At 63.0% G+C, this 18,066-nt stretch carries 15 protein-coding genes; all 15 read right to left on the reverse strand.

Annotation, left to right across the window (positions count from 1 at the left end):
- Nucleotides 1-72: 72 nt before the first annotated feature.
- A complete protein-coding gene (locus ACMGE0_RS09590) occupies nucleotides 73-432 on the reverse strand; it encodes a formate dehydrogenase subunit delta (RefSeq protein ID WP_436815622.1) in 360 nt (119 codons plus the stop codon).
- Nucleotides 422-1,249, reverse strand: a complete 828-nt coding sequence (gene fdhD, locus ACMGE0_RS09595) for a formate dehydrogenase accessory sulfurtransferase FdhD (RefSeq protein WP_436815623.1) — start codon at nucleotides 1,247-1,249, stop codon at nucleotides 422-424. Before fdhD ends, ACMGE0_RS09590 begins: the two co-directional genes overlap by 11 nt.
- Before the next feature lie 181 nt (nucleotides 1,250-1,430).
- Entirely contained in the window at nucleotides 1,431-4,310 is a 2,880-nt protein-coding gene (gene fdhF, locus ACMGE0_RS09600; RefSeq protein WP_436815624.1) for a formate dehydrogenase subunit alpha, read from the reverse strand.
- Between the two features lie 276 nt (nucleotides 4,311-4,586).
- Nucleotides 4,587-6,143 (reverse strand): formate dehydrogenase beta subunit, encoded by a 1,557-nt coding sequence (locus ACMGE0_RS09605; protein WP_436815625.1) that lies wholly within the window; start codon nucleotides 6,141-6,143, stop codon nucleotides 4,587-4,589.
- Nucleotides 6,140-6,619 (reverse strand): formate dehydrogenase subunit gamma, encoded by a 480-nt coding sequence (locus tag ACMGE0_RS09610; RefSeq protein WP_436815626.1) that lies wholly within the window; start codon nucleotides 6,617-6,619, stop codon nucleotides 6,140-6,142. The genes ACMGE0_RS09605 and ACMGE0_RS09610 overlap by 4 nt, the downstream gene beginning before the upstream one ends.
- A 180-nt stretch (nucleotides 6,620-6,799) precedes the next feature.
- Nucleotides 6,800-7,693 carry a LysR family transcriptional regulator gene (locus tag ACMGE0_RS09615; RefSeq protein ID WP_436815627.1) on the reverse strand — a complete coding sequence of 298 codons (894 nt, stop codon included), beginning with the start codon at nucleotides 7,691-7,693 and terminating at the stop codon, nucleotides 6,800-6,802.
- Nucleotides 7,694-7,906: 213 nt separating this feature from the next.
- Nucleotides 7,907-8,314, reverse strand: a complete 408-nt coding sequence (locus tag ACMGE0_RS09620; protein WP_436815628.1) for a F0F1 ATP synthase subunit epsilon — start codon at nucleotides 8,312-8,314, stop codon at nucleotides 7,907-7,909.
- Nucleotides 8,315-8,486: 172 nt separating this feature from the next.
- Nucleotides 8,487-9,917 (reverse strand): F0F1 ATP synthase subunit beta, encoded by a 1,431-nt coding sequence (gene atpD, locus ACMGE0_RS09625; RefSeq protein ID WP_436815629.1) that lies wholly within the window; start codon nucleotides 9,915-9,917, stop codon nucleotides 8,487-8,489.
- 22 nt (nucleotides 9,918-9,939) lie between these two features.
- Complete coding sequence (locus tag ACMGE0_RS09630) at nucleotides 9,940-10,818, reverse strand: F0F1 ATP synthase subunit gamma (protein WP_436815630.1); 879 nt, start codon at nucleotides 10,816-10,818, stop codon at nucleotides 9,940-9,942.
- 31 nt (nucleotides 10,819-10,849) lie between these two features.
- The gene (gene atpA, locus ACMGE0_RS09635) at nucleotides 10,850-12,379 is read right to left on the reverse strand and encodes a F0F1 ATP synthase subunit alpha (protein WP_436815631.1); all 1,530 of its coding nucleotides are present in this window, start codon (nucleotides 12,377-12,379) and stop codon (nucleotides 10,850-10,852) included.
- Nucleotides 12,379-12,945 carry a F0F1 ATP synthase subunit delta gene (locus ACMGE0_RS09640; protein WP_436815632.1) on the reverse strand — a complete coding sequence of 189 codons (567 nt, stop codon included), beginning with the start codon at nucleotides 12,943-12,945 and terminating at the stop codon, nucleotides 12,379-12,381. The genes atpA and ACMGE0_RS09640 overlap by 1 nt, the downstream gene beginning before the upstream one ends.
- A 262-nt stretch (nucleotides 12,946-13,207) precedes the next feature.
- A complete protein-coding gene (locus tag ACMGE0_RS09645; RefSeq protein WP_436815633.1) occupies nucleotides 13,208-13,591 on the reverse strand; it encodes an AGROH133_08824 family phage infection protein in 384 nt (127 codons plus the stop codon).
- 69 nt (nucleotides 13,592-13,660) lie between these two features.
- Nucleotides 13,661-15,883 carry a primosomal protein N' gene (locus ACMGE0_RS09650; RefSeq protein WP_436815634.1) on the reverse strand — a complete coding sequence of 741 codons (2,223 nt, stop codon included), beginning with the start codon at nucleotides 15,881-15,883 and terminating at the stop codon, nucleotides 13,661-13,663.
- A gap of 50 nt (nucleotides 15,884-15,933) precedes the next feature.
- Nucleotides 15,934-17,070 (reverse strand): AAA family ATPase, encoded by a 1,137-nt coding sequence (locus tag ACMGE0_RS09655; RefSeq protein ID WP_436815635.1) that lies wholly within the window; start codon nucleotides 17,068-17,070, stop codon nucleotides 15,934-15,936.
- 40 nt (nucleotides 17,071-17,110) lie between these two features.
- Nucleotides 17,111-18,040: a GNAT family N-acetyltransferase gene (locus ACMGE0_RS09660; RefSeq protein WP_436815636.1), complete on the reverse strand. Its 930-nt coding sequence runs from the start codon at nucleotides 18,038-18,040 to the stop codon at nucleotides 17,111-17,113.
- Nucleotides 18,041-18,066 lie beyond the last annotated feature (26 nt).

The following is an 18,066-nucleotide window of genomic DNA, read 5'->3' on the forward strand; positions in this document are numbered from 1 at the left end:
CCGCAGCGTGAACCGCTGCGGTTTTCTGAGTCATGGCCTTAGGTCCGAGTAAAGCGCGTCGCCGCGAAGAAGCTAAGCCGCGCTCCCCGGAATACTCGGTTCGGAGAGCGATTCTCCTGCGCCCGGATCCTTGCCGCCGGGCGCACCTTCCTTTGCATCCTCCCCGACGCCGATGCCCGATCCGACCTTGGCTTCCGGCCGGCGGATCAGCGTCGAAGCCTCGATGACGAGCGGCAGGAGGCCCTCTCCGCCCTTGTCGAGGTGCTCGAAGAATTGCCGGCGCATACGCGGCGCCCAGAACTTGTTGATATGGGTCGCCACGCCTTCCGCACGCACGTTCTCCGGCTGCGACATGAAGAAGGTGGCGATCTGGTTCGCCATCCGGACAAGCTTGTCGAGCACCAGCTGCTCCGGGCTCTTATCATGCGACATCGGCGACAACTCCGGTGGCAATGCGATCGGTACGCGTGAAAATCTCAAAATCCTCACCCCGCGTCAGCGCGATGAGGGTCATGCCTGCGTCCTCCGCCGTACGGATGGCAAGCGCGGTCGGTGCGGAAATGGCGATCAGAACCGGGCTTCCGAGGATCGCCGTCTTCTGCACCATCTCGACCGAGATGCGGCTGGTGACGACCACCACTCCGTCCGAACCCTTCACACCCTTGCGGATGACCGCACCGGCCAACTTGTCGAGGGCGTTGTGGCGACCGACATCCTCGCGAACGGCAACGAGCCCCTGCCCCGGCACGAAAAAGCCGGCGCCGTGCACAGCATGGGTCTCGTGGTGCAGCGGTTGTGCGCTGTTGAGCGCCGCGGCCGCCTCCGCCACGTCCTTCGTCGTCAGCGCCAACGGCACGGAAGAGACATCCGGCACGGGCCGTATCGCCTGGTCGATCGACTCGATGCCGCAAAGGCCGCAACCGACCGGCCCGGCCATATGACGTCGGCGGGCGCGCAATGCGTCTTCCTTCTCTTCCGCGAGCGTCACCTGCACGTCGAGGCCCCGGCCTTCATCGACGACGGTGATCGCCTCGATCTCCGCCATCGAGGCGATGATGCCCTCCGTCAGGCTGAAGCCGACTGCGAAATCATCGAGATCGGCCGGCGTGCCCATCATCACGGCATGCGTGGAACCGCCATAGGAAAAGGCGACCGGCACCTCTTCCGGCACCACCCGCGAACCGGCGCGGACGACGCCGTTGCGGCGGACGATCTCGGGAGCTGCGGCGGTGGTTTTGAAGTGGGTCACGAAATACCCCCCTCTGCCCTGCCGGGCATCTCCCCCTCAAGGGGGGAGATTGGCAAGACTTGCCGGCTTCCCCCAATCTTCCACTCTCGTTGGAGACGAAACGTTGCCGCGATTCGATCTCCCCCCTTGAGGGGGAGATGCCCGGCAGGGCAGAGGGGGGTGGAGCGGCTGACAAAAAACACTACTCAGCCGCCTCCAGCTTCCCCGCAATCCGCCGCGAGCGGCGCGTGAGCTCGTCGTAATCGCTCTGCCATTCGGTCGGACCGTTGGAAGGCGAGACCTGCACCGCCGTCACCTTGTATTCCGGGCAATTCGTCGCCCAGTCGGAGAAGTCGGTGGTGATGACGTTCGCCTGTGTGTCCGGATGATGGAAGGTCGTATAGACCACGCCCGGCGCCACGCGATCGGTGATCAGCGCGCGCAGCGCCGTGTCGCCCGAACGGCTGGCGAGCTTCACCCAGTCGCCGTCCTTGATACCGCGCTGCTCGGCGTCATGCGGATGGATTTCCAACCGGTCTTCCGCATGCCAGGTGACGTTTTCCGTGCGTCGGGTCTGGGCGCCGACATTGTACTGGCTGAGGATGCGGCCGGTGGTGAGCAGCAGCGGGAAGCGCGGGCCGGTGCGTTCGTCGGTCGCGACATATTCCGTGCGGATGAACTTGCCCTTGCCGCGCACGAAGCCGTCGACATGCATGATCGGCGAGCCTTCCGGGAACTTCTCGTTACAGGGCCACTGAACCGAACCCATTTTGTCGAGATAGTCGTAGGAAACGCTGGCGAAGCTCGGCGTCGTCGCCGCGATCTCGTCCATGATCTCGGACGGATGCGCGTAGTTCCAGTTGAGCCCCATGGCCTGGGCAAGCTTCTGCGTCACTTCCCAATCGCCGTAACCGTTCTTCGGGCTCATGACCTTGCGGACACGGTTGATTCGGCGCTCGGCATTGGTGAACGTGCCGTCCTTTTCGAGGAAGGTCGAACCCGGCAGGAAGACATGCGCGTAGTTGGCGGTCTCGTTGAGGAAGAGGTCGTGGACCACGACGCATTCCATGGCTTCGAGGCCGGCGGAAACGTGCTTGGTATCGGGGTCGGACTGCAGGATGTCCTCACCCTGGATGTAGATGCCCTTGAACGTGCCCTCGACGGCGGCATCCAGCATGTTGGGGATGCGCAGGCCCGGCTCGTTGTTGAGCGTGACACCCCAGAGCTTCTCGAAAATGTCGCGGGTCGCATCGTCGGAGATGTGGCGATAGCCCGGCAGCTCGTGCGGAAACGAGCCCATGTCGCAGGAGCCCTGCACGTTGTTCTGGCCGCGCAGCGGGTTCACGCCGACGCCGGGGCGGCCGATATTGCCGGTAGCCATGGCAAGGTTGGCAATCGCCATCACGGTCGTCGAGCCCTGGCTGTGTTCGGTGACGCCGAGGCCGTAATAGATCGCGCCGTTGCCGCCCGTGGCATAAAGCCGGGCCGCGCCACGAACGAGATCGGCCGGAACCCCGGTGAATTTTTCCGTCGCTTCCGGGCTGTGCTGCTCCTCTGAGACGAAAGCCGCCCAATCCTCGAACTCCGACCAGTCGCAGCGCTCGCGGATGAATTTTTCGTCGAACAGACCTTCGGTGACGATGACATGGGCAAGCGCAGTGAGCACCGCGACGTTCGTGCCCGGCTGCAGCGGCAAATGGTAGGCCGCTTCCACATGCGGCGTGCGCACGAGATCGATGCGGCGCGGATCGATGACGATCAGCTTGGCGCCCTGGCGCAGCCGCTTTTTGAGCCGCGAGCCGAAGACCGGATGCCCGTCGGTCGGATTGGCACCGATGACGATCACGACATCCGAATGCTCGACCGAGTCGAAATCCTGCGTGCCGGCCGAGGTGCCGAAGGCCTGGCCGAGGCCATAGCCCGTCGGCGAATGACAAACTCGGGCGCAGGTATCGACATTGTTGTTGCCGAAGCCGGCGCGGATCAGCTTCTGGACGAGGTAGGTTTCCTCGTTGGTGCAACGCGAGGAGGTGATGCCGCCGACCGCATCTCGGCCATACTGGTACTGGATGCGGCGGAATTCGGATGCCACATGCGCGAAAGCCTCTTCCCAGGTCACTTCCCGCCAGGGATCGGAGATCTTCTCGCGGATCATCGGGTTGAGGATGCGGTCCTTGTGGGTCGCGTAACCGTAAGCGAAACGTCCCTTGACGCAGGAATGGCCGCGGTTCGCCTGGCCATCCTTGTAAGGCACCATGCGCACGAGCTCCTCGCCGCGCATTTCCGCCTTGAAGGAGCAGCCGACGCCGCAATAGGCGCAGGTGGTGACCGCCGAATGCTCCGGTTGACCGATGGCGATGACCGATTTCTCGGTCAGCGTCGCGGTCGGGCAGGCCTGCACGCAGGCGCCGCAGGAGACGCATTCGGAATCGAGGAAATGCTCGTGCATGCCGGGCGAGACGCGCGAGCCGAAACCGCGACCCTCTATCGTCAGCGCGAACGTGCCCTGCACCTCTTCGCAGGCGCGCACGCAGCGGGAGCAGACGATGCATTTCGACGGATCATAAGTGAAATAAGGGTTCGACTCGTCCTTCGGCATCCACTTGACGTTGATCTCGCCATTGTTGCGCGCCTTGACATGGTTGTCGCCGTCATAGCCGTAACGTACGTCGCGAAGGCCCACGGCGCCTGCCATGTCCTGCAGTTCGCAATCGCCATTGGCTGCGCAGGTGAGACAGTCGAGCGGGTGGTCGGAAATATAGAGCTCCATCACGCCGCGGCGGATGTCCTTCAGCCGGCCGGTCTGCGTGTGGACGACCATGCCCGGCATGACCGGCGTGGTGCAGGATGAGGGCGTTCCGGCCCGGCCTTCGATCTCCACGAGACAGAGGCGGCAGGAGCCGAAGGCATCCACCATGTCGGTGGCGCAGAGCTTCGGCACCTTGATGCCGGCTTCCATCGAGGCGCGCATGACCGACGTGCCTTCCGGCACGGTGATCTGGCGACCGTCGATGGTGAGCGTCACCTGGGCTTCGGACCGCGATGCCGGCGTGCCGTAGTCGATTTCATGAACGAGGGACATTGTGTGCCTCCTTGTTGGGAAGTTTCAACGTGGGAGCCGAAACACCCCCTCTGGCCTGCCGGCCATCTCCCCCACAAGGGGGGAGAAGTCTCGCGGCTCCGCTCTGCCTCGATTTGAATGGCGACGGCGCCGCATATTGAGCCCTCCCACCTGTGGGGAGGGCGGCGAGCAAAGCGAGCGGGAGGGGTTTCGCCACCCGCCCTTCGCTATCGCTCCGGGCATTCGTCGCTCGGAAAGCCAAATCACTGGCTTTTCGTCTGCTTTGCAGATCGCTCCTCATTCCGCAGCCTCCACCATCGGCGCCGGCGAAAAGTCCTCCGGGAAATGCGTCATCGCACTCATGACAGGATAGGGCGTGAAGCCGCCGAGCGCGCAGAGCGAGCCGAATTTCATCGTGTTGCAGAGGTCTGCCAGCAGCGCCTTGTTCTTCTCCGGCTCGATGCCTTGTTTGATCTTGTCGGCCGTTTCCACGCCGCGCGTCGAGCCGATGCGGCAGGGCGTGCACTTGCCGCAGCTCTCGATGGCGCAGAATTCCATCGCAAAGCGGGCCTGCTTCAGCATATCGGCCGTATCGTCGAAGACGGTAATGCCGGCATGGCCGATCAGCCCGTCCTTTGCCGCGAAGGCTTCGTAATCGAACGGCGTATCGAACAGAGCGCGCGGAAAATAGGCGCCGAGGGGGCCGCCCACCTGCACCGCCTTCACCGGCCGGCCGGTCGCGGTTCCGCCGCCGATCCGATCGACAATCTCGCCGAGCGTCAGGCCGAAGGCGACTTCGTAGAGTCCGCCATGCTTGACATTGCCGGCGATCTGGATCGGGATCGTGCCGCGCGAACGCCCCATGCCGAAGTTCTTATAATACTCCGCACCCCGGTCCATGATGACCGGCACGGAGGCGAGCGAGATGACGTTGTTGACCACCGTCGGCCGGCCGAGAAAGCCCTTCAATGCCGGCAGCGGCGGCTTGGCGCGCACGATGCCGCGCTTGCCTTCGAGCGAATTGAGCAGCGAGGTCTCCTCGCCGCAGACATAGGCGCCGGCGCCGGAGCGGACTTCGAGATCGAATGCGTGAGCCGAACCCATGACGGACAGGCCGAGAATGCCCGCCGCCCGGGCGATCTCGATCGCCTCCGTCATCGTGGCGATCGCATGCGGATATTCCGAGCGGGTATAGATATAGCCCTTGGTGGCGCCCGTCGCGATGCCCGCTATGGCCATGCCTTCGATCAGCACGAAGGGATCGCCTTCCATGATCATCCGGTCGGCAAACGTGGCGCTGTCGCCCTCGTCGGCATTGCAGACGATGTATTTTTGGCTAGCCGCCGCATCCATCACCGTCTTCCACTTGATGCCGGTCGGAAAGCCCGCCCCGCCGCGGCCGCGAAGCCCGCTGTCGGTGACCTGCCTGACGATATCGGCCGGCGTCGTGGCAATCGCCTTTTCAAGGCCAGCAAACCCGCGATACCTGCGATAGTCCTCGATCGACAGCGGATCGGTGATGCCGCAGCGGGCGAAGGTCAGCCGCGTCTGTTCTCTGAGGAAGGGAATTTCCTCGGTCGGCCCGATCGAGAGTTCATGCGCTCCGCCCTGCAGCAGACCGGAATCGAAAAGGCCTGACACATCGCCTGCCTTGACCGGGCCATAGGCGATGCGTCCCTTTTCGGTCTCGACCTCGACCAGCGGCTCCAGCCAGAACATGCCGCGCGAGCCGTTGCGCACCACTTTCGCATCGAGGCCGCGGGCTGCGATCTCCTGGGTAATCGCCTTCGCCACCTTTTCGGCTCCGAGCGCGAGCGCTGCGGCATCGCGCGGCACGAAAATCTTGACCGTCATCGGCTTAACTCCGCGACGATTTCGCCAAGACAGTGCTCGTCGACCCGGCCATAGACCTCGCCGTCCAGCATGGCGGCGGGCGCGCAGGCGCAGAGCCCGAGACAGTAGACCGGCTCCAGCGTCACCGCGCCGTCGAGGGTCGTCTGGTGAAAGTCGATGCCGAGAAGCTGCCGCACGCGATCCGCGATGCGGTCGCTGCCCATCGACTGGCAGGCTTCGGCGCGACAGAGTTTCAAAACGTGCCGGCCGGCCGGATGGTCGCGGAACTCGTGATAGAAGGTGACCACGCCGTGCACTTCGGCGCGCGACAGGTTGAGCTCGCTGGCGATGATCGGCTTCACCTCATCCGGCACGTAGCCGAACTCTGCCTGGATCGCATGCAGGATCGGCAGCATCGGCCCTTCCAGATGCTTCAGATCCCTGATGATCTGAAGCGACCGCTCGGTGAACTCACCGGCGGAAATGCGCATATTCATATTCTTGCCTCCCGGCTGATCCCTTATCCCTCGTTTCAACGCCGGGGCCGTCGCAAGATCTGCGGGATCAGAAAGCTGGCGAAGCTGTACGACAGTCGCACTTCGCCTGTGACATGGAGTCTCGCAACCCATGCGGCAACCGTCAATAAAGGAGATCGGTCAGGCGATAGAAAAAACCTATCAAGCCATGGCGTCGGGCGCCAGGCTTCTGGCTTCGTGAAGCAATGCGGAAACCAGCGGTGTGAAAGGCTCCCGATGCGCGGCGACAAGCCCGACGACATGGCTCGCCTCAGGCTCTACGATCGGGATCGTGCGGATTTGCCTGGCGAATCCGAAAGAACGCGCCACATTGCGCGGCATGATGCTCGCCCAGCGGCCGGTGCCGACATGCGACAGAAGCACGACCATGGAATTCGATTCGAGCATCGGCTCCACGCTGATCCCGGCATCCGCGAGATGCTGGTTGATGATCCGGCGGTTCTGCATGTCCGGCGTCAATAGACAGAGCCTAAGATCGGCCATTTCCTTCCACGTCACGCTTTCGCGATCGGCAAACGGCGTCCCCACTGCGGTCACGAGATTGTAACGCTCGAAATAGAGCGGCACGCTGGTCACGCGGCCGAGAGGCTCGTTGTCGAGATAGGTGATGCCCACATCTATCTCGAAATTGTCGAGTTGGCTCAGCACCTGCAGCGAATTGCGGGAAACCACCGAAAAGGTGACATCGGGATGCCTCTCCTGAAATGGCTCGGTCAGGCGCGGCACCATGGCAAGCGCGGTCGGTATGACCGCCAGCCGGATGTGTCCGGCGAGACCCTTTCGCGCCGCGCGCATCTCTTCGCGCATCGTGCGCGCGTCGCCGACGATCCGCCGCGCCCATTCCAGCACTCGCTGTCCTTCCGGGGTCAAGCCCTGGAAGCGCGACCCGCGCAGAACGAGCTGCACGCCGAGCTGCTCCTCGAGTTGGCGGATCGCAGCCGAAAGCGACGGCTGCGAGATACCGCACTCCTCGGCTGCCCGGCCGAAATGCCCCTCGCGCGCAAGCGCAATGAAGAATTCCAACTTGTCTATCATCGCCTTCCTCCGCCTCAGATGGCTAAACTGTTGCCCGCGGAGATACAAGCCGGCCGGATCATGACGATGAATTGCCGCCAGCCCGAGCCGAACCCGCGAAGCGGGAGGGCATCGTCTGACCTCCCTGGCGTCTGACGACTATCCGGCCAGCGATAGGCAAAAGAAAAGGCGACCTCCCGGGCCGCCTCGACTTCATCGGAGAAAAGCTTGTGCTTACGCCGGGATGACGACGCCGTTGAGATGCGTCAGCTCGGCCAGGAACTGCTCCAGCTTCGTCTTGTGTTCGTCGTTCTGGGCCTTGTTGATCTCGGCCTGCGTCGTCTCGATCCGCCGCTGCAGCGTCTCGCGGGTCAGCTCGCTGGCCGGAACGGCGGATTCGGCAAGCAGCGTGCAGCCGGTCGGCAGGATGTCGGCAAAGCCGCCGAAGACCACGTATTTGCTGACCTGACCGGAAGCGAGCTTCACGGAAACCACGCCCGGCTTGATGGTCGTCATCGTCGGCGCGTGATTGGCCAGCACCGTCATTTCACCAAGCGTCGCCGGGATCACCACTTCGGTGACCTTTTCCGAGACGAGCAGGCGCTCGGGCGAAACCAGTTCAAAGTTGAAAGCGTCGGCCATGACGGTCCACTTCCTATGAGCAATTCCAGCAAAAGTGCGTAGCGGTTTTGCGTCCGGAATTGCGTGAAAACAAATGGTAGAGCATCGAAGGCGATCGGCTTTGCCGAAGATGCTCTCGTGTTTCATGCGGGATGGCGCGCCGGAAAACTCCCGCGCGCCATCTCGTTCAGGATCAGGCGGCTTCCGCCAGCTTCTTGGCCTTTTCGACCGCTTCCTCGATCGAGCCGACCATGTAGAAGGCGGCTTCCGGAAGGTGGTCGTATTCGCCGTTGACGAGGCCCTTGAAGCCTTTGATCGTGTCTTCGAGCGCGACCAGCTTGCCCGGCGAGCCGGTGAAGACTTCGGCGACGAAGAACGGCTGGGACAGGAAGCGCTCGATCTTGCGGGCGCGGGCAACCGTCATCTTGTCCTCTTCGGACAGTTCGTCCATGCCGAGGATGGCGATGATGTCCTGCAGCGACTTGTAGCGCTGCAGCGTCGTCTGGACCTTACGGGCGACTTCGTAATGCTCTTCGCCGACGACCATCGGGTCAAGCATGCGCGAAGTGGAGTCGAGCGGATCGACGGCCGGATAGATGCCCTTCTCGGCGATCGAACGGGACAGAACGGTCGTTGCGTCCAGATGGGCGAACGAGGTCGCCGGCGCCGGGTCGGTCAAGTCGTCGGCCGGAACGTAGATGGCCTGAACCGAGGTGATCGAGCCCTTGGTGGTGGTGGTGATGCGCTCCTGCATCTGTCCCATGTCGGTCGCGAGCGTCGGCTGATAGCCGACGGCCGACGGAATGCGGCCGAGCAGAGCCGACACTTCCGAACCTGCCTGGGTGAAGCGGAAGATGTTGTCGACGAAGAACAGAACGTCCTGGCCCTTGTCGCGGAAGTCCTCGGCGATGGTCAGACCCGTAAGCGCGACGCGGGCGCGGGCGCCCGGCGGCTCGTTCATCTGGCCGTAGACGAGCGCGGCCTTGGAGCCTTCGCCGCCGCCGTGCTTGTTGACGCCCGATTCGATCATTTCGTGGTAGAGGTCGTTGCCTTCACGGGTCCGCTCGCCGACGCCTGCGAACACGGAGTAACCGCCGTGCGCCTTCGCGACGTTGTTGATGAGTTCCATGATGAGAACGGTCTTGCCCACGCCTGCACCGCCGAAGAGGCCGATCTTGCCGCCCTTCGCGTAAGGAGCGAGAAGATCGACGACCTTGATGCCGGTAACGAGGATCTGCGCTTCCGTGGACTGCTCGACATAGGCGGGAGCATCCTGGTGGATGGCGCGCTTCGTTTCCGTGTTGAGCGGTCCCGCCTCGTCGACCGGCTCGCCGATGACGTTCATGATGCGGCCGAGGGTCTGGTCGCCGACCGGAACGGAGATCGGAGCACCCGTGTTGACGACCTGCTGGCCGCGGACGAGACCTTCCGTCGAGTCCATCGCGATGGTGCGGACGGAGTTTTCGCCGAGGTGCTGCGCGACTTCGAGAACGAGGCGGTTGCCGTTGTTGTCGGTTTCAAGCGCGTTCAGGATCGCCGGCAGGTCGCCGTCGAAAGCGACGTCGACGACGGCGCCGATAACCTGGGTCACTTTGCCGAGGGACGAGCCCGTTGCGGTAGCCATGATTCTTACCCTCTTTCTTACGTCAGAGCGCTTCCGCGCCCGAAATGATTTCAATGAGTTCCTTGGTGATCTGCGCCTGGCGCTGACGGTTGTAGGAGAGCGTCAGCTTGTTGATCATCTCACCGGCATTGCGCGTCGCGTTGTCCATTGCGGACATCTGCGCGCCATAGAAGGAAGCGTTGTTTTCGAGCAGCGCCCGGAAGATCTGCACGGCAATGTTCTTGGGCAGCAGGTCCTCGAGGATCTCCTGTTCGCCCGGCTCGTATTCGTAGAGCGCGGAAGAGCCATTGGCCGTCTCGGCCGTCTCGAACTTCGCCGGAATGATCTGCTGCGCGGTCGCGATCTGAGAGATCACGGACTGGAAGCGCGCGAAGAACAGCGTCGCGACGTCGAATTCGCCGGCGTTGAACATCTCCAGCACCTTGTGCGCCACTTCGTCGGCCTGCACGAAACCAAGCTGCTTGACTTCGCGGAAGGTGATGTAGTGGACGATGTTCTCTTTGAACGAACGGCGCAGGACGTCGTTGCCCTTGCGGCCGACAGTCAGGATTTTCACCGTCTTGCCCTGGGAAAGCAGTTTCAGCGCGTGATCGCGGGCAAGGCGGATGATCGAGGAGTTGAAGCCCCCCGCCAGGCCGCGCTCGCCGGTTGCGACGATCAGGAGATGGACCTGATCCTTGCCCGTGCCCGCAAGCAGCAGCGGCGCTTCGGCATTGCCGGCATTGGCGGCCGAAAGGCCGGCCAGCACCTTGTTCATCCGCTCCGCATAAGGACGGGCAGCCTCGGCCGCTTCCTGGGCACGGCGCAGCTTCGCCGCGGCGACCATCTTCATCGCCTTGGTGATCTTCTGCGTCGCCTTGACGGAGGCGATCCGGTTTTTCAGATCCTTGAGTGAAGGCATCCGTTATCGGTCCTTAGGCTTTGATCCGGTCTCAGGCGAAAGACTTGGCGTAGCTGTCGAGAGCGCCCTTGAGCTTGGCGCGCGTGTCGTCCGAAAGCTGCTTCTCGGTACGGATCGTATCGAGGATCGCCTTGCCTTCGGAGCGCAGGTAGGACAGCAGGCCCTGCTCGAACTTGCCGACGTCGCTGACGGCGATCTTGTCGAGATAGCCGTTGACGCCTGCGAAGATCACCGCAACCTGCTCTTCCGTCTTGAGCGGAGAAAATTGCGGCTGCTTGAGCAGCTCGGTCAGGCGGGCGCCACGGTTCAGAAGGCGCTGCGTCGAAGCATCGAGGTCCGAACCGAACTGCGCGAAGGCGGCCATTTCGCGATACTGGGCAAGCTCGCCCTTGATCGAGCCGGCAACCTGCTTCATCGCCTTGATCTGCGCGGCGGAACCGACGCGGGAAACCGACAGACCGACGTTAACGGCCGGGCGGATACCCTGGTAGAACAGGTCGGTTTCAAGGAAGATCTGACCGTCGGTGATCGAGATCACGTTCGTCGGAATGAAGGCCGAAACGTCGTTGCCCTGGGTTTCGATGACCGGCAGGGCGGTCAGCGAACCGGCGCCCCGGTCGTCGTTGAGCTTGGCGGCGCGCTCCAGCAGGCGGGAATGCAGGTAGAAGACGTCGCCCGGATAGGCTTCGCGGCCCGGCGGACGGCGCAGCAGCAGCGACATCTGGCGGTATGCGACGGCCTGCTTGGAAAGGTCGTCGTAGCCGATCAGGGCGTGCTGGCCGTTGTCGCGGAAATATTCACCCATGGCGCAGCCGGCGAACGGAGCGAGGTACTGCATCGGAGCCGGATCGGAAGCCGTTGCCGCAACGATGATCGAGTATTGCAGCGCGCCGCGTTCCTCGAGAACCTTTACGAACTGGGCGACGGTCGAACGCTTCTGGCCGATGGCGACGTATACGCAGAAGAGCTTGTCGTTCTCCGGGCCGTTGTCGTGGATCGGCTTCTGATTGAGGATCGTGTCGAGAATGATGGCGGTCTTGCCGGTCTGGCGGTCGCCGATGACGAGCTCGCGCTGGCCGCGGCCGACCGGGATGAGGGCGTCGATGGCCTTGAGGCCGGTCGACATCGGCTCGTGCACCGACTTGCGCGGAATGATGCCGGGAGCCTTGACGTCGACGCGCGCGCGGCGGGTCGCATTGATCGGACCCTTGCCGTCGATCGGGTTTCCGAGCGCGTCGACGACGCGGCCGAGCAGTTCCGGACCGACCGGAACGTCGACGATGGCGCCGGTCCGCTTGACGGTGTCGCCTTCCTTGATCTCACGGTCGGAGCCGAAGATAACCACACCGACGTTGTCGGCTTCGAGGTTCAGCGCCATGCCGCGGATGCCGCCCGGGAACTCGACCATTTCACCGGCCTGAACGTTGTCGAGGCCGTAGACGCGGGCGATACCGTCACCGACGGAGAGAACCTGGCCGACTTCGGAAACCTCGGCTTCCTGGCCGAAATTCTTGATCTGGTCCTTGAGAATTGCGGAAATTTCCGCTGCACGGATATCCATCAGCCGACCTCTTTCAATGCAAGCTTGAGGGTGGAAAGTTTGGTGCGAAGGGAGGTATCGATCTGACGAGAACCGACCTTGACGATGAGCCCGCCGAGGATCGACGGATCGACCGTCACGGCGATGGCGACGTCCTTGCCGGTGACGCCCTTCAGCGCCGACTTGAGTTCAGTTTCCTGCGCTGCGGAAAGCGCATGCGCCGAGGTGACTTCGGCGGTGATTTCTCCGCGATGCTCCGCGGCGATCACGCGGAAGGCGCGGATCATGCCGGGCAGAGCGAAAAGACGGCGGTTGCCGGCAACGACTTTCAGGAAATTGGCGACGATGCCCGCGATGCCCGCCTTGTCGGCGACGGCCGAAACGGCGTTGCGCTGTTCCTCGGCGGAAAAGACCGGGCTTGCGACCAGACGTCGCAGGTCTTCGCTTTCATCCAGCAGCGCCTGAAACCGATCAAGATCGGCACCGACCTTATCGACCGAACCAGCCTCAAGAGCCAGTTCGAAAAGCGAGGAAGCGTAACGCTCCGCTACACCGGAAATAAGCTGGGACGTGTCAGCCACGGGCACAGTTTCCCTGTATTGCCTTCCAAGCGCCAGACCCTTTGGGAGAGGTGCAGCAAGACCTTGAAATCGTTTGATTATTTCTCAGAACCTGTAGAGCGGGCGCCCTACCCTTTCCGACTTTCGCGGTCCGTCTAGCATAGGATGTAGGCCACCGCAACACGCCTGATAACGGAAAAAGCCCACGACGCAAGGGCTTGGAGCGCATTTTATACCGAAAGCCGAAGGATTTTCAGGCCTCTGCCGCCCACAGTCTCAAATTGTGGCTTCAAACCGTGCCGAAGACATAGGCGAGCGGCCCTGCGGCAAGCACAACCTGAAGTAAGAAAAATGCTATGTTTCGGGGGGTGAAGGCTCTGTCGAAGGCGCAGGAAACGAGACGCCCGAGAGCCGCGAATCCGAGTGCGATCCCGAGCACCATATAGATCCAGTCCTGCGCCAGCATGATGGCGGCGAGGCCAAGCCCGAAATGGTGCGCGCCAGCCGAGCGGACGGCGGCATAGCCCTCCGGCCGCACCTCGCCGATCTGGAACGCCGACAGGCGCAGGATGGAGGCGGGGAAGATGAAAGCAAAAAGTCCGAGAGCGGCCGTCGCTGCGGCACAGATAAAGGCAAGCTGCTCGCCCAGTTCGGTGGGAAAATAAAGTTCCATCCGGTCCTCGCATCGTTCGAATCGCTCGATTCTAATGCAAGCGGTAAACAAGTCGCAAAGAAGGGTGCCCTAAAGGAAACTCTGGGGATCGATATCGAGCTGGATCTGCACCGATCCCCGCTGTTTCGGACCGTTGGCGAGCATCGCGCGCAGGAAAGCCTGCATGTCGGAATTGCGCCGGCCATGCACCAGGAGCCGGAAACGGTGCCTCCCGCGCACCAGCGCGAGCGGCGCTTCCGCCGGCCCGAGCACTGAGATGCCCGTAACCTTCGGCGCCGCGGCCCTGAGACCACGGGCATGGTTTTCCGCATCAGCACGCGTATCGGCGGACACGATCAGCGAGGCAAGCCTGCCGAAAGGCGGCAGGATCGCCTTTTCCCGCTCGGCGATCTCCCGCTCGTAGAAGGCCTGCACATCGCCCGAGACGATCGCCTGCATCACCGGATGCTGCGGCTGGAAGGTCTGCAGGAGGCCGTGGCTCTTCAGGCCTGTCCGACCAGCTCGACCCGTCACCTGGCTGAGAAGCTGGAACGTACGCTCCGCCGCGCGCGGGTCTCCGTTCGAAAGGCCGAGATCGGAATCGACGATGCCCACCAGCGTCATCAGCGGGAAATTATGCCCCTTGGCGACGAGCTGCGTGCCGATGACGATATCCGCCTCGCCCTTGGCGATCGCCTCCAGTTCCAGCCGCATGCGTTTGACGCCGCCGAGCAGGTCCGACGACATGACGATCGTGCGCGCCTCCGGAAAATGCTTCTCCACCTCCTCCGCGATCCGCTCGACGCCCGGTCCGCAGGCGACCAGATGATCGAGCGTGCCGCATTCCGGGCAGGCTTCCGGGGTCGGCTCCGAATAACCGCATTGATGGCACTGGATCTGACTCTTGAAGCGATGCTCCACCAGCCAGCTCGAACATTGCGGGCACTGGAACCGATGGCCGCAGACGCGGCAAAGCGTCAGTGGCGCATAACCGCGACGATTGAGGAAAAGCAGGGCTTGCTCGCCCTTTTCGATGGTCTTCGTTATCGCGCGGATCAGCACCGGCGACAGGAACCCGCCGCGCTCCGGCGGATGCCGGCGCATGTCGACGAGATGCAGGTCCGGCAGCGCCGCATCGCCGAAACGGGTCGGCAGATGGACGGTGTTGTAGCGGCCGGAAAGCCCATTCACCTGGCTTTCTACCGAAGGCGTCGCCGAAACGAGCACGATCGGGAAATCGCCGATCCGGGCGCGCACCACCGCCATGTCGCGGGCATTGTAGAAGACCCGGTCCTCCTGCTTATAGGCGGGGTCATGCTCTTCGTCTACGATGATGAGCCCGAGCTCTTCGAACGGCAGGAAGAGCGCCGAACGCGCACCGGCCACGACCCGCACTTCGCCAGTCACCACACCGCGCCAGACCTTTTCGCGCATGCGCGGCGAGAGATCGGAATGCCATTCACCGGGCTTGGCGCCGAACCGGTCCTGGAAGCGCTCGAGGAAGCTCGTGGTCAGTGCGATTTCCGGCAATAGGATCAGCACCTGCTTGCCCCGCCGCAACGTCTCGGCGATCGCCTCGAAATAGACCTCCGTCTTGCCGGAACCGGTCACGCCATCGATCAGTGAAGTGGAAAAGCCGCCGGCCCGGATCGAGCCGACGATCTCCTCGGCGGCCTCGTTCTGAGGCCCCTCGATGCGCGGCGCGACAAAATCCGGATCGGGCTTTGCGACGACCGGAGGCGGGGGCAGAAAAACCGTCTCGAATACCCCCTGCGCGGTGAGCCCATCCACCACGCTGAGTGAGACCCCCGCCGCATGCGCCAGCCCGCTGCGGGTCCAAGGGACCTCTTCTTCGTTGACGAGATCGAGCACCCGGGCACGCGCCGGCGTCATCCGCTCCGGCTGGCCGCCGAGATAACGAAGCCCCTCCACCATCGGCTCGGGCTCCAGCGCGGCAGGTGCACGGATCGCCATGCGCGCCACGAGGCCGGGCGGAGAAAGCGTATAGCTCGCCACCCAATCGACGAAATCGCGCATCTCCTTCGAAAGTGGCGGACAATCGAAGGCGAGCGTGATCGGACGGAGCTTCTTCGGATCGAGCCTGTCGTCGTTCTCGCCATCCCAGACCACGCCGATCAACTGCCTGGGTCCGACCGGCACCTGCACGACGGAACCGGGCTCCACTGCCAAGCCTTCCGGCACAGCATAGCTATAGGGACCCGGCACCGGCAGCGGCACCAGGACAGGCACGACGCTGACCAGCGGCGGTGCCTCGAACAGCGAACCGAAGAGATCGGAGGAATCTGTATTCATGCGGGTCGCACCATGCCCCGGAAGAGAACAAAAGTGAACCCTAGACGAGTTTAGTCATCGTCGTCATCCATGACGCCGGTGAGCCGCATGCCCCCGATCCACGTGGCGCCGTCCTGCCGGATGACGCGTTTGGGCCGTGTTCCGCAGCGCTCCTCCACAGCCGAGGCAAGCTGTTCGGAATGGGTTACGATCCAGATCTGGCTCGAACGGGCGGCCTCGGCGATCATGTCGGCCAGCGGCGGCAGCATGTCCGGATGGAGGCTCGATTCTGGCTCGTTCAGCGCGATCAGCGGCGGCTGACGATAGGACATCAGCGCCGCGGCAAGGCCAAGAAAACGGATCTGTCCGTCGGAAAGCTCGCGCGGCTGAAAAACCCGCCGCGGAAAATCCGGAAAGACGAGACCGAATTCGGCATATTCTCCCGGCTCCGGCACATGCAGCTTTGCTCCGCCGAACGCCGATGCGATCGCCCCATCGAGCTCGACTGTGTCTCCTCGGGTATGGACGAGCGTCGCGAAGACGGCGGCCATATTGCTGCCGTCCTGGTCGAGCAGCGGCGAGGTCACCGCAAGGCATGGCCGCCTGAGCGGCGAATCGCGGTCGGTACGAAAACCATGGAAGAACCGCCAGCCGTCAACCATGCGGTGGAAAGCGCCGACCTCCGGATAATGCCCGGCGTCGCCAAGCAGTGCGATGGCGGTTTCCGACGTCATCGCCTGTTCCGGATATTCCTCCATGCGGCCACGCTCGCCGCGCACCATGATGCCCGGTCCGGCGCGCTTCATCATCGTCACCGGCCGCGAGCCGGTTTCGACGGAAAGCTCCTCCGCCTTCACCTGCGGCTCGAAGGCAAAGCCGGCGGCCGCTTTTGGCGGACGCAAGCCCGCTTCCACGCGATAGCGGAAGGTGACGGCCCGCTCCTCGTCCAGCACCTCGACTTCGAACTTGATACGGAAATTCTTCTCCTCGCGACGCGGTCCGGACCAGAGCGCCGAAGCCATGCCGCCCTCGGCCGCGATTTCATACGCAAGATTGCCGCGCACCGCCGCCTGGACGAGCTGCAACGCGCGGTAGAGATTGGATTTGCCGACGCCGTTCTCGCCGATGAACAGGTTCACGCCGGCGAGATCCATGCGAATCTTGCGGAGCGATCGGTAGTTTTCGGCGAACATCGAGCGGAGCAGCATGCTCGATTTCTACTCAGACGTCGTTCGAAAGGAAAGCCGGTCAGGCAGCCGAAGCCGTCTGCGGTCGCCCTGTCATCATGAACTTCGCATCTCCATCGGCCGCGAGTTCGAAGACCGTATGCTGCTCGAGTGCCTTGGTGACCTCCACCGCATCGCCTTCCAGCTCCTCCGGCTGGATCATCTGTCCTACGGTGAAATCGAACCGGTTGCCCTTCTTGTTGAGGAGTTCGTAGAACACCGTCATGTCGCGCAGTTCCGTCGACCATTTGGCGAACCAGTAGAACAGGCCGGAATTGCGCGCCCGCATATGGACCGGCAGGATGGGCATGTTGTATTTGCGCGCCAGCCCCACGGCCGACGTCTTCCACGGCCGCTCGTTGAGCCGGCCGTCAGCCCAATAGGCGATGCGGCCGGAAGGGAAGAGCACCATGACCTTGCCCTCCTCGACCGTCTTGTTGGTGAGTACCAGCGTCTCGCGGGCCTTCAGCTTGCTCTTGTATTCCTCCCGCCACTCGACCGGAATGATCATCTCGGCAAAACGCGGATTGACGCGCACCGCATCGCGGTTGGCGAAAACCATCATGTCCGGCCGGCGTGACTTCAGGAGATCGAAGACGGCGACGCCGTCGGCAATGCCGGTCGGGTGATTGCTGACGAGGATGAAACCGCCTTTTTCGGGTATGCGCCCGGCATGGGCGACCGTCACATCGAGCTTCAGCAGATTGCTCATGTATTCGAAGCACTGGAAGCCGTTCAGATTCGAAATGTCGTTGGCGAATTGGATCGCCCGCCCGTAGCGCAGCAGCGTATAGAGAAACGGCCGCATGACCGGCCAGAGCGGATTCTGGACGATTCGCTGGCCACGCTCGGCGATCAGCGTATCGACGATATGACCTGGTTTTCCTTGAGAAACGAGAGCGAGTGTTTCAGCGAATTGACCGAAAGTGGTCGTAGAAGCACGGCGCGCCATGAAAACTCCCGCAGACAGGACCTGCA

It is taken from the genome of Neorhizobium descurainiae, assembly GCF_051400715.1.
GTDB lineage: Bacteria > Pseudomonadota > Alphaproteobacteria > Rhizobiales > Rhizobiaceae > Neorhizobium.